The sequence below is a fragment of the Pseudomonas sp. PDM14 genome (assembly GCF_014851905.1).
Taxonomy (GTDB): domain Bacteria; phylum Pseudomonadota; class Gammaproteobacteria; order Pseudomonadales; family Pseudomonadaceae; genus Aquipseudomonas.
Genome location: NZ_JACVAQ010000002.1, coordinates 303,680 through 315,283, shown reverse-complemented (window position 1 = coordinate 315,283; position 11,604 = coordinate 303,680). Strand labels below are relative to the sequence as shown.

Sequence of the window (11,604 nt, the reverse complement as noted above, 5' to 3'; positions counted from 1 at the left end):
GGCGCCAGCAGCCTGTGGTTGCGCACGGCTCATTGGTCCGAAATATAGAACCTCATGGCCCCAGCCGGCTCACAACATCAGGTCCGCATCCCCGCGTGACCGCCGGGGCGCCGCCGTACGGTGCCGTCACCGCAGAACAGAAGCGACATGCAGGCCAGCCTGCAGCCGATCGCTCCCGCCTGATCCAAGGAGATACCGATGCCCGCGCCAAAGAAACCCGCATCCGCCGAAGCTGCCAGCGAACTGGCTGGAACCGATACGACGGACCGCCGCAACCGCAATGCCAAGCTCGCGCAACTGCAGGACTTTCGTGAAGACGCCAGCGGCCAGGCCCTGACTACCAATACCGGGACCCGGATCGCCGATAACAAGAACAGCCTGAAAGCGGGGGAGCGGGGGCCTTCCTTGCTGGAAGACTTCATCATGCGCGAGAAGATCACCCACTTCGACCACGAGCGCATCCCCGAGCGGGTGGTGCATGCCCGTGGCGCCGGGGCGCATGGCTATTTCCAGGCCTATGAGGCGGCCACTGACCTGACCAAGGCCGATTTCCTCAACCACCCGGACAAGCAGACCCCTGTGTTCGTGCGCTTCTCCACCGTGCAGGGCCCGCGCGGCTCGGCCGACACCGTGCGTGATGTGCGTGGCTTCGCGGTGAAGTTCTACACCGATGAGGGCAACTTCGACCTGGTCGGCAACAACATGCCGGTGTTCTTCATTCAGGATGCGATCAAGTTTCCCGACTTCGTCCACGCGGTGAAGCCCGAGGCGCACAACGAAATGCCAACCGGTGGTTCGGCGCACGACACCTTCTGGGACTTCGTTTCGCTGCAGCCGGAGTCCGCGCACATGGTGCTGTGGACCATGTCTGACCGCGCGATCCCGGTCACTTACCGCGCCATGCAGGGCTTCGGTGTACACACCTTCCGCCTGATCAACGCCGAGGGGCGCAGCGTGTTCGTCAAATTCCACTGGAAACCGGTCTCCGGGGTGTTTTCCCTGGTCTGGGACGAAGCGCAGAAACTCGCCGGCAAGGACCCGGACTTCCACCGGCGCCAGCTGTGGAACGATATCGAGAACGGTGATTACCCGGAGTGGGAACTGGGTGTGCAGGTGATCGCCGAGGAGGACGAGGACAAGTTCGATTTCGACCTGCTCGACCCGACCAAGCTGGTGCCAGAAGAACTGGTGCCGGTGCGCAAGCTCGGCAAGATGGTGCTCAACCGCAACCCGGACAACTTCTTTGCCGAGACCGAGCAGGCCGCGTTCCACGTCGGTCATATCGTTCCTGGCATCGACTTCAGCAACGACCCGCTGATGCAGGGCCGGCTGTTTTCCTATACCGACACGCAGCTATCGCGCCTGGGCGGGCCGAACTTCAACGAGATCCCGATCAACCGCCCTGTGTGTCCGTTCCATAACAACCAGCGCGACGCCATGCACCGGCAGACCATCAACAAGGGACGGGCGCCGTACGAGCCCAATTCCATCGACAGCGGCTGGCCCAAGGAAACCCCGCCGGCGGCCAGCGGTGGGGGCTTCGAGTCGTACCCGCAGGCAATCTCCGGGGTCAAACTGCGCAAACGTGCCGAGTCCTTCGGTGATCACTTTTCCCAGGCCACGCTGTTCTGGAACAGCATGAGCGCGGTGGAGAAGGAGCACATCATCGGCGCCTACAGTTTCGAGCTGGGCAAGGTCGAGCGAACCTTCATCCGCGAGCGCCAGGTCAATGAAATTCTCGCCAACATCGACCTGACGCTGGCCAAACGGGTGGCCGAGAACCTGGGCTTGCCAGCTCCCAAGGCGCCGACGGTCACGCCGCGCAAGACCCAGCTGAAACAGTCGCCGGCGTTGAGCCAGCTCAATCTGCTGGCTGGCAACATCAAGTCGCGCAAGGTGGCGGTGCTGATCGCCGATGGCGTGCGTGATGCCGACGTCAAACAGCTGCTCGATGCGCTGAAGAAGCAGGGCGCCAGTGCCAAGCTGCTGGCCCCCAGCTCGGCCGCGGTGAAGACGGCAGAAGGCAAGGCACTGACGCCCGATGACAGCATGCTCGGCCTGCCGTCGATTGCCTTCGACGCCGTCTTCGTACCCGGTGGCGCCCAGGCGGCGAAGACCTTCGGCACTGACGGTGCGGCCCTGCACTACCTGCTCGAAGCGTACAAGCACCTGAAAGCCATCGCGCTGTGCGGGGAAGCCGGCGACCTGGCCAGCCAGCTCTACCTGGAAGCGGACGAGGGGCTGCTCAGCGGCGCCAAGGCCGCCCAGGTAATCCCTGCATTCGTTGCGGCAATAGCCCAGCATCGGGTGTGGGCGCGGGAGGACAAGGCCAAGCGCGTGCCGGCCTGACAGAAAAACGCCGGGCTGGATGACTCCAGTCCGGCGTTCTAGGCCCACAGGCCGCAATCAAGCAAAAGGAAGGGATGAGTCAGACCGGGTGCAAGCGCCCGTGACCGGTCATGTGCCGGTGTTTGCGCGGCTTCGGTGGCTTGTGCGCGCGGCGCGCGGGCACCACCTTGAGTTGCTCCAGGGTCTGCTCCTGGCGTTGGCTTTGTTCCGACTGGGCCAGCATGGCCATCGTCTGATGGCGCCGCGCCAGGCGCAGCATGCCCCAGAGCATGGAGGCGGCAACCAGCAGCCAACCGGAAATCATCAACAGAATCACGCTTTCAGGGCTCATCGAGAGGCCTCCTCGACGTTATCTTCAGAGCGGTGGTTACCGCCCTTGGTTGTGACCATCAGTGCGCACCTAAGGTTTAGGCGCTGTGCGCTGCTGGTCGATCAACTGCAGGCGGCAATGCACGTGCAGGTTTAATTCAAGCTCATCCAGCGCGCCTGCGGCGAAGCGTTGCAGCTCGGCGATGAGCGGGCTGGGGGCCTTGACGCCACTGGCGGCGGCCAGTTGCTCGAAATTCACTGCGTCGTCACCGACGGACGGTGCATCCACCAGCGTCCAGACGATCGGGCTTTCGGTCAGCCGGTCCTGCAGATGCTGGGCTGGCGTGTCGCTCAAGGCGTCGTCTTCCATCCAGGCGAAATCGCCGATCAGCAGCAGACGGCGGACCTCGGCCAGGGTCAGCCCTTCGAGCAAGGCGTTCACCGCCTTGAACAGCTGGCTGAAGGTATGGGTATCGGCTTCCGTGTTGCCGGCGCTGAGGTGGGTGCTGGACAGCACGCAGATCACCGCATCCATGCCCGCCACGCTCTGGCTGACGCTGATCGGGTCGAACAGGTCGCCGCGCTTGGCACGAATGCCGGGGCGCGACTGGATCGCGTTGAGGTCGCTGAGGATTGCCGTAGTTTCATACTGACGGCTCAGGGCCTCGACCAGCAGCGCGCTGCCAACACTGCCGGTGGCACCGTAGAGGGCCAGTTTGCGGGCGGGGGTTTCGAGATTCTTCATGGCCGCTACCGGTTCAGGGCTGCTGGTAGTGACCGGGCTCGCTGCCGCCATGCTTGGCGTCATACAGGCCGGTTACCTGGACATCGGTGATCGCGCCGGGATCGTTGGCGTCCTGCAGCTCATACAGGATCGCTTCGGCCTGCTGCGGCGTGAGGCCGGCCTGTTCACTCTCGATTTCCCGCGAGCACGGCTGGTTGGCAGCGATGTAGCTGACCAGGTAGCGGTAGGTCTTGGCCATGATGGTCCCCTGTAACTGGTCTCGCCCAGCGGGCGAGGTCGTTAGCTGTAGACCCTGGCGACCCGGCAATTGGTTCAGCTTTCTTTGCACCGATGAATTTGTTCAAACCTTTACCCTGAAACGCCGCTCGAAACTCATGAAACCTGTGCTCACGGCGCATGCCGAGGAGGGTGTCATGACTTTTCTTTGTTTGATCAACGGTTGTATCTGGGCCCATGCCATGCAGGTGCATTTTGGCAACGAAGATCTGCTGTGCCAGTCCTGCAGCCGCTGCGGCGCCAGCCGCTATCTGCCGGGCAACGTGCTGGAAGGTAAGGTTGGCAAGGCATCGTGAGTACCCTGGAAATCATCTGGGCGACGATAGTCGATGAGTTTTCCGATCTGCGCGAAGTCGAGACCACCACCCGGGTGGTCCTGCGCTTGACGCTGGCCGCCGTGCTCGGTGCGATTCTCGGTTTCGAGCGCGAGCAGCAGGGCAAGGCGGCCGGTATCCGGACCCACATGCTGGTCGCGGTCGGCGCGGCGCTGTTCGTATTGGCCCTGGCCGAGCGCGGCGCCGAGCCGGACGCCCTGAGCCGGGTCATCCAGGGCGTGGCGGCGGGTATCGGCTTTCTCTGCGCCGGTACCATCCTGAAGAACGACGACCTGACCAAGGTCAAGGGGCTGACCACGGCAGCCGGCATCTGGCTGACCACCGCTATCGGCGTGGCCTGCGGCCTGGGCCGCGAAGGCACGGCGGTGTTCTGCACGGTGCTGGCGCTGGTCATCCTCAATCTCATCCCGCATCTGGTCGAACGCTTCGAGCGTCAGGCAAAGCAAGAAGACTGAAACTCTTTGCGCGCTGCGTGGCTCAGAAACCATGCAGCCAGCTGATAAGCGCATCGATCGAACGGGAGCCTGGCATGTTCAAGAACTTTCAACACCACATCGCCTGGACCGACGCCATGAACGACGGTCGCCGCTATGTCGGGCTGATCGAATACCAGCCCAAGCAGCCCGGTGCCGATGTGCAGGTGCTCTGGGTCGTGGGCCTGGACTGCGTCTGCGAGAGCGAGGCGGAAACCGCCGCCGACAACCTGCTGCAACAGATCCGCGACATCACCGCCGAAGGCCGGGTCATTTACTGCGACGACGTGGCGCTGTAGCCAGGGCCGGCCGTTAACCGAGAGGACGCGCCGCCATGGCACGAGCAATCTGGAAAGGGGCGATCAGTTTTGGCCTGGTGCACATTCCCGTGGCCCTGGTCTCCGCCACCACCCGCCAGGGCGTGGACTTCGACTGGCTGGACGAGCGCAGCATGGAGCCGGTCGGCTACAAGCGTGTGAACAAGGTTACCGGCAAGGAAGTCAGCAAGGAGCACATCGCCAAGGGCGTGCAGTACGAGAAAGGCCGCTACGTGGTGCTCAGCGAGGAGGAAATCCGCTCGGCGCACCCGACCTCGACCCAGACCATCGACATCTTCTCCTTCGTCGACAGTGCCGAGGTGCCGCTGCAGCACATCGACACGCCGTATTTCCTCGCCCCCGACAAGCGCGGCGAGAAGGTCTATGCGCTGCTGCGTGAAACCCTGATCAGCACCGGCAAGGTCGCCTTGGCCAACGTCATCCTGCACACCAAGCAGCACCTGGCCGTGCTCCTGCCGATGGATGCCGCCCTGGCGCTGGTGATGCTGCGCTGGCCGTCCGAGGTGCGCAGCGTCGAGCACCTGGAACTGCCCAGCGCGGTGACATCGCCGAAGCTGGACAAGCGCGAACTGGACATGGCCAAGCGCCTGGTCAAGGACATGAGCGGCAGCTGGCAGCCCGATGAGTACCACGACACCTTCGAGGAAAAGATCATGCAACTGGTCGAGCAGAAGGCCAGCGAAGGCAAGATCGCCGAGGTGCAAGGCGTGGCCGAGGAGGAGGGACGGCGCAGCGCCGATGTCATCGACCTCACCGAACTGCTCAAGCGCAGTCTCGGTGGCAAGACCCGGGAAAAGAAGCCCGCAGCGGCCAAGGCGCCCGCCAAGAAAGCCCCGGCCAAGCCCGCAACCAAGAAGACAGCCGCGCGCAAATAGCGGGCGCGCCGAGGTGATCGATGGCCAAGCCCCAGAGTGAATACAGCCGCAAGCGCAACTTCGACATCACCTCGGAGCCGGCCGAGGCCAGGCGCAGCGGCAAGCGCAAGGCTGGCGCACTGCGCTTCGTGATCCAGAAACACGACGCCAGCCACCTGCACTACGACTTTCGCCTGGAACTCGACGGCACGCTGAAGAGCTGGGCGATTCCCAAAGGCCCGAGCCTCGATCCCAAGGACAAGCGCCTGGCGGTGCACGTGGAAGACCACCCGCTGGGCTACGCCAGCTTCGAGGGCACGATTCCCAAGGGCCAGTATGGCGCCGGCGATGTGATCGTCTGGGATCACGGCGTCTGGCAGCCGCTGAGCGACCCGGCGGCCGCGTACAAGGCCGGCAAGCTCAAGTTCACCCTGATCGGCGAGAAGCTCGCGGGCGACTGGAACCTGGTGCGCACCCACCTGCGCGGCAGTGGCGACAAGGAGCAGTGGCTGCTGATCAAGGAACGCGATGAAACCGCCCGCGAGGCCGCCGACTACAACGTCGTCGACGCGCTGCCGCAAAGCGTGATCACCGGCGCGCTGCTTGCCGAAAAGCCGCCCCGCGCGGGCAAGGCCAAGGCTGCGAGCAAGGCGGCCGGCAAGCCTCTTGCAAAACCGCAGAAGGCCGCGGCCAACCAGGCTCGCGTGGCGATTCCGCAGAGCCTCTCGCCGCAGCTGGCGACCCTCGCCGAGCGCCCACCGGAAGGCGACTGGCTGTACGAGATCAAGTTCGACGGTTACCGCATCCTCGCCCGCGTGCTGGACAACGAGGTGCGGCTGTTCACCCGCAACGGCCATGACTGGACCGCCAAACTGCCGCAACAGGCCCGGGCGATAGAGGCGCTGGGCTTGCAGGACGGCTGGCTCGACGGCGAGGTGGTGGTGCTCAACGACGACGGCCTGCCGGACTTCCAGGCGCTGCAGAACGCCTTTGATGCGGGGCTCAGCAACGACATCCTGTACTTCGTCTTCGACCTGCCGTTCCACGATGGTCACGACCTGCGCGAGCAGCCGCTGGAGCAGCGCCGCGCCGAGCTGAAGAAACTGCTCGGCCGGCGGCGCAGTGGTCCGTTGCGGTTCTCCGAGGCGTTTGCCGTGCAGCACGGCGACATCGTCGCAAGTGCCTGCGCCATGTCGCTGGAAGGGGTGATCGGCAAACGCGCCGGCAGCCGCTACGTATCGCGCCGCAGCGACGACTGGATCAAGCTCAAGTGCCGTCTGCGCCAGGAGTTCGTCATCGTCGGCTACACCGCCCCGCAGGGCAGTCGCAGCGGCTTTGGCGCCTTGCTGCTGGCGGTCAACGAGGGCGACGGCCTGGTCTACGCCGGGCGTGTCGGCACCGGTTTCAATGAAGCGACGCTGACCCAGCTGCACGGCCGCATGCGCGAGCTGGAACGTGCCGATACGCCGCTCGCGACTGCACTCCGCGGTGCCCAGGCGCGTGCGGTGCAATGGATCGAACCGAGCCTGGTCGGCGAAGTGGAGTTCGCCGAATGGACCCGTGAAGGCATCGTGCGCCAGGCCGCATTCATCGCCCTGCGCAGCGACAAGCCGGCTGGCGAGATCGTCCGTGAGTTGCCGCGCACGCCGGGGCAGGGCTCGCGTGCGGCAGACCAGTCGGCAGACAAACCCGGCAAAGCGGCCAAGACGGCCAAGGTCGATAAAACCGCGTCGCGCTCAGGCGGCAAGGGCCGCGAAAACGTCGCCGGGGTGCCGATCAGCCATCCCGAGCGGGTGATCGACAGCCAGAGTGGCATGCGTAAGGTCGACCTGGCGCGCTTCTACAGCGAGATCGCCGAGTGGTTGCTGCCGTTCCTCGACAACCGCCCAGTGTCCATCGTCCGCGCGCCGGATGGCGTCGGCGGTGAGCTGTTCTTCCAGAAACACGCCGAACGCCTGGCCATCCCGCACATCAAGCACCTCGATCCGATTCTCGATCCCGGCCATGACCGGCTGATGGAGATCGACTCGGTGCCGGCGCTGGTCGGTGCGGTGCAGATGGGCACGATCGAGTTGCACACCTGGGGCGCCACCAGTTCGAGCATCGAGAAGCCGGACCATTTCGTTTTGGATCTCGACCCGGACGCCGCGCTGCCCTGGCGCAGCATGCTCGAAGCTACGCGCCTGACCCTCAGCGTGCTCGACGAGCTGGGCCTGGATGCGTACCTGAAGACCAGCGGCGGCAAGGGCATGCACATCATCGTGCCGCTGGCGCGGCATGCCGGCTGGGACACGGTGAAGGCGTTCGCCAAGGCCATCGCCCAGTTTCTCGCCACGCAATTGCCGGAGCGCTTCACCGCCACCTCGGGGCCGAAGAACCGGGTCGGCAAGATCTTCGTCGACTACCTGCGCAACGGCCGCGGCGCCAGCACCGTGGCCGCCTACTCGGTGCGCGCGCGGCCTGGGCTACCGGTGTCGGTGCCGATTGCCCGTGATGAGCTGGATGGCCTGCGCGCCTCGAACCAGTGGCACGTCGGCAACCTGCAGAAGCGCCTGAGCGCGCTCAAGGGTGATCCCTGGGCCGGGTACAGCAATCGCCAGCGCATCACCAAGGCCCTGTGGGAACGCCTGGGGGCCGAGCCGGTTTGAGCGCGCGCCTGGAGGGCTTCCCTGCGAAGCGACTGAGGGATTGACGCTCCGCGTCATGGGCCCAGGCGCGGCGCAAGCGGACGCGGAGCATCCCGGGATGCATTGATCAGCCAATCGGTACGCCGCGCGCAGCAATGAGCTTGCCGTCCGACGACCCTACCAGACCGTGAGACTTAACCTGACCGAGGAGAACGAGATGAGCGACAAGCAGACCCTGCCAGCCCAGCACCAGGACCGTCAGCCGGGCCTGGAAAGCGCCATGCACCCGCAGCCGGTGTACATCAGCGACGACTACCGCGCAGCGGGAAAGCTGGAGGGCAAGGTGGCGATCATCACCGGTGGCGACAGCGGCATCGGCCGGGCCGTGGCGGTGCACTACGCCCGCGAGGGGGCGGACGTGGTGATCGTCTACCTCAACGAGCATGAGGACGCCGAGATCACCCGTGACGCGGTTAATGCATGCGGCCGCGAGGCGGTGCTGTATTCGGGGGACGCGGCCAGCGAGGGCTTCTGCCGCAAGGTGGTGGAGGAAACCATGGCGCGCTGGGGGCACCTCGACCTGGTGGTCAACAATGCCGCCGAGCAGCACCCGCAGGAGCGCCTCGAAGACATCAGCGAAGACCAGTGGGAACAGACCTTCCGCACCAATATGTTCGCCATGTTCCAGCTGACCAAGGCAGCGCTGCCGCACATGCAGGCCGGTTCGGCGATCATCAATACCGCCTCGATCACCGCCTACAAGGGCAATGCCACGCTGCTCGACTACTCCTCGACCAAGGGCTCGATCGTCTCCTTCACCCGCTCGCTGGCGCAGAACCTGGCGCCGCGCAATATCCGCGTCAACGCGGTGGCGCCAGGGCCGATCTGGACGCCGCTGATTCCCTCGACCTTCGATGCCGACAAGGTCGCCAGCTTCGGTGCGGAAACCCCCATGCAGCGCCCTGGCCAGCCGGCCGAAGTGGCACCGGCGTTCGTCTACCTGGGTTGCTCCGACTCGTCCTACGTCAGCGGCCAGGTGCTGCATGTGAACGGTGGCGCGGTGGTCAACGGCTAAGCGCCAGGCCGCGGCGCAGACGGCAAATCGGCCTGAACTTTTGCCCGCGAAAAAGGTTCGGAACTAGTAGCCCGGCCGGAACGGCGGGCGCGGAATTTCCTTCCCGCACCTCTCCAGATTGCCCGGGTGGCTTCGTGTCGCTCGGGCCCTGCTCACATGTGCGTCCAAGGACGTGAGGAGTCAGATCCGATGCAGCCAGACAACCTCAGCAAGCCCACCGGCCATCTCGTTGGCGAAGTGCAGCTGGAAGAGGCCGTCGCGCTGCCGCGCATCGCCATCGAGGCCGTGGAGCCGGCGGTCGAAGGCGGGCGTTTCGCCGCCAAGGGCGTGGTCGGGGGCGAGGTCCAAGTCAACGCGGTGATCTTCGCCGACGGCCACGACAAGCTGGCGGCGCGCCTGCTCTGGCGCCTGGTGTCCCAGGAGCACTGGAACGCGGTACCACTGGAAAACCTCGGCAACGACCGCTGGCAGGGCCGCTTCGTGCCGACCCAGGTGGGCCGCGTGGTCTACGTCATCGAGGCCTGGTGGGACGAGTACGCCACTTACGCCTACGAACTGATGAAGAAGTTCTCCGCCGGCGTGCCGGTCAAGCTGGAGCTGCAGGAAGGCGCACTGCTGCTGGACAAGGCGATTGCCCGCACTTCCAGCGGCGAGCAGGCAGACGAGTTGCAGAGCCTGAAGGTGCAACTGGACGAGAGCGCGTCGGTCGAGGACAGCGTCAAGCTGCTGTTGGCCGAATCCAGCGTGGAGCTGATGGCCCGCACCGATGCCCGCCCGCACCTGACCCGCAGCCGGCTGTTTCCGGTCGAGGTGGAGCGGCCGCTGGCACAGTTCGCCAGCTGGTACGAGCTGTTCCCGCGCTCGGAAACCGACGATCCCACGCGCCACGGCACCTTTCGCGATGTGATCAAGCGCCTGCCCGACATCAACGCCATGGGCTTCGACGTGCTGTATTTCCCGCCGATCCACCCCATCGGCCGTGCCCACCGCAAGGGCCCGAACAATTCGCTAAAGGCCGGGCCGGACGACCCCGGCAGTCCGTACGCCATCGGCAGCGCCGACGGCGGCCACGAGGCGGTGCACCCGCAGCTCGGCAGCATGGAGGATTTTCGCGAACTGGTGGACGCCGCGCGCTCCCAGGGCCTGGAGATCGCCCTCGACTTCGCCATCCAATGCTCGCCGGATCACCCCTGGCTGCAGGAGCATCCGGGCTGGTTCACCTGGCGCCCGGACGGCACCATCCGCCACGCCGAGAACCCGCCGAAGAAGTACGAGGACATCGTCAACGTCGACTTCTATGCCGAAGACTCGATTCCCGACCTGTGGCTGGCCCTGCGTGATGTGGTGGTCGGCTGGGTGGAGCAGGGCGTCAGCCTGTTCCGCGTCGACAACCCGCACACCAAGCCGCTGCCGTTCTGGGAATGGCTGATCGCCGATGTGCGTGCCCATCACCCCAAGGTCATGTTCCTCGCCGAGGCCTTCACCCGTCCGGCGATGATGGCGCGCCTGGGCAAGCTCGGCTTCAGCCAGAGCTACACCTACTTCACCTGGCGCAACACCAAGAAGGAGCTGGAAAGCTACTTCACCGAACTCAACCAGCCGCCATGGCGTGATTGCTACCGGCCGAACTTCTTCGTCAATACGCCGGACATCAACCCGTTCTTCCTGCACACCAGCGGGCGCCCGGGTTTTCTCATTCGCGCCGCGCTGGCGACCATGGGCTCCGGGCTGTGGGGCATGTATTCGGGCTTCGAGCTGTGCGAAGCCGAGCCGGTGCCGGGCAAGGAGGAGTACTTCAACTCCGAGAAGTACGAGATCCGCCCGCGCGACTACCACGCGCCCGGCAACATCATCGGCGAGATCGCCCAGCTCAACCGCATCCGCCGGCAGAACCCGGCGCTGCAGACCCACCTTGGCTTCCAGGCCTACACGGCGTGGAACGACAACATCCTCTACTTCGGTAAACGCACCGAGGACCGCAGCAATTTCATCCTGGTCGCCATCAGCCTCGACCCGGTCAACGCCCAGGAAGCGCACTTCGAGCTGCCGCTGTGGGAGCTGGGCCTGCCCGAGGACGCCGTGACCCACGGCGAGGATCTGATGAACGGCCACACCTGGACCTGGCACGGCAAGACCCAGTGGATGCGCATCGAACCCTGGCACCTGCCATTCGGCATCTGGCGCATTCGCGCCGCTGGCTGAGCCACACGAAACGAGGGAGCA

At 65.1% G+C, this 11,604-nt stretch carries 11 protein-coding genes; 8 read left to right on the top strand and 3 right to left on the bottom strand.

All coding sequences use genetic code 11. From position 1 onward, the window contains the following. The first annotated feature begins 198 nt into the window (after window positions 1-198). Window positions 199-2,349: a catalase HPII gene (gene katE / locus IB229_RS14085; protein ID WP_192329975.1), complete on the top strand. Its 2,151-nt coding sequence runs from the start codon at window positions 199-201 to the stop codon at window positions 2,347-2,349. 79 nt (window positions 2,350-2,428) lie between these two features. Here the strand turns inward: katE and IB229_RS14080 are convergent, their stop codons facing one another. From IB229_RS14080 to IB229_RS14070, 3 genes are all read right to left on the bottom strand, one after another. Continuing rightward, complete coding sequence (locus tag IB229_RS14080) at window positions 2,429-2,680, bottom strand: hypothetical protein (protein WP_192331633.1); 252 nt, start codon at window positions 2,678-2,680, stop codon at window positions 2,429-2,431. Window positions 2,681-2,749: 69 nt separating this feature from the next. Next, window positions 2,750-3,403, bottom strand: coding sequence for an NAD(P)-dependent oxidoreductase (locus IB229_RS14075; protein ID WP_192329973.1), 654 nt, complete (start codon window positions 3,401-3,403; stop codon window positions 2,750-2,752). Window positions 3,404-3,416: 13 nt separating this feature from the next. Further along, window positions 3,417-3,641: a hypothetical protein gene (locus IB229_RS14070; RefSeq protein WP_192329971.1), complete on the bottom strand. Its 225-nt coding sequence runs from the start codon at window positions 3,639-3,641 to the stop codon at window positions 3,417-3,419. 136 nt (window positions 3,642-3,777) lie between these two features. On the opposite strand from IB229_RS14070, the gene IB229_RS14065 reads away from it, so the two are divergent. From IB229_RS14065 to IB229_RS14035, 7 genes are all read left to right on the top strand, one after another. After that, on the top strand, window positions 3,778-3,975 hold the full coding sequence (locus IB229_RS14065) for a PSPA7_2676 family Cys-rich small protein (protein ID WP_192329969.1): 198 nt from the start codon (window positions 3,778-3,780) through the stop codon (window positions 3,973-3,975). Continuing rightward, window positions 3,972-4,469 (top strand): MgtC/SapB family protein, encoded by a 498-nt coding sequence (locus tag IB229_RS14060; protein WP_192329967.1) that lies wholly within the window; start codon window positions 3,972-3,974, stop codon window positions 4,467-4,469. The genes IB229_RS14065 and IB229_RS14060 overlap by 4 nt, the downstream gene beginning before the upstream one ends. Window positions 4,470-4,543: 74 nt before the next feature. Further along, window positions 4,544-4,786: a hypothetical protein gene (locus tag IB229_RS14055; protein ID WP_192329965.1), complete on the top strand. Its 243-nt coding sequence runs from the start codon at window positions 4,544-4,546 to the stop codon at window positions 4,784-4,786. Window positions 4,787-4,821: 35 nt separating this feature from the next. Next, entirely contained in the window at window positions 4,822-5,700 is an 879-nt protein-coding gene (locus tag IB229_RS14050; protein ID WP_192329963.1) for a Ku protein, read from the top strand. Window positions 5,701-5,720: 20 nt separating this feature from the next. Next, window positions 5,721-8,327, top strand: a complete 2,607-nt coding sequence (ligD, locus tag IB229_RS14045; RefSeq protein ID WP_192329961.1) for a DNA ligase D — start codon at window positions 5,721-5,723, stop codon at window positions 8,325-8,327. 196 nt (window positions 8,328-8,523) lie between these two features. Beyond that, window positions 8,524-9,381, top strand: a complete 858-nt coding sequence (locus tag IB229_RS14040; RefSeq protein ID WP_192329959.1) for an SDR family oxidoreductase — start codon at window positions 8,524-8,526, stop codon at window positions 9,379-9,381. Between the two features lie 189 nt (window positions 9,382-9,570). Beyond that, window positions 9,571-11,583: an alpha-1,4-glucan--maltose-1-phosphate maltosyltransferase gene (locus tag IB229_RS14035; RefSeq protein WP_192329956.1), complete on the top strand. Its 2,013-nt coding sequence runs from the start codon at window positions 9,571-9,573 to the stop codon at window positions 11,581-11,583. Window positions 11,584-11,604: the final 21 nt, after the last annotated feature.

Coding starts and splice junctions, on each gene's coding strand:
- IB229_RS14035 (WP_192329956.1), top strand. CDS start 9,571: ATGCAGCCAGACAACCTCAGCAAGCCCACCGGCCATCTCGTTGGCGAA.
- IB229_RS14070 (WP_192329971.1), bottom strand. CDS start 3,641: ATGGCCAAGACCTACCGCTACCTGGTCAGCTACATCGCTGCCAACCAG.
- katE (WP_192329975.1), top strand. CDS start 199: ATGCCCGCGCCAAAGAAACCCGCATCCGCCGAAGCTGCCAGCGAACTG.
- IB229_RS14075 (WP_192329973.1), bottom strand. CDS start 3,403: ATGAAGAATCTCGAAACCCCCGCCCGCAAACTGGCCCTCTACGGTGCC.
- IB229_RS14065 (WP_192329969.1), top strand. CDS start 3,778: ATGAAACCTGTGCTCACGGCGCATGCCGAGGAGGGTGTCATGACTTTT.
- IB229_RS14080 (WP_192331633.1), bottom strand. CDS start 2,680: ATGAGCCCTGAAAGCGTGATTCTGTTGATGATTTCCGGTTGGCTGCTG.
- IB229_RS14055 (WP_192329965.1), top strand. CDS start 4,544: ATGTTCAAGAACTTTCAACACCACATCGCCTGGACCGACGCCATGAAC.
- IB229_RS14050 (WP_192329963.1), top strand. CDS start 4,822: ATGGCACGAGCAATCTGGAAAGGGGCGATCAGTTTTGGCCTGGTGCAC.
- ligD (WP_192329961.1), top strand. CDS start 5,721: ATGGCCAAGCCCCAGAGTGAATACAGCCGCAAGCGCAACTTCGACATC.
- IB229_RS14040 (WP_192329959.1), top strand. CDS start 8,524: ATGAGCGACAAGCAGACCCTGCCAGCCCAGCACCAGGACCGTCAGCCG.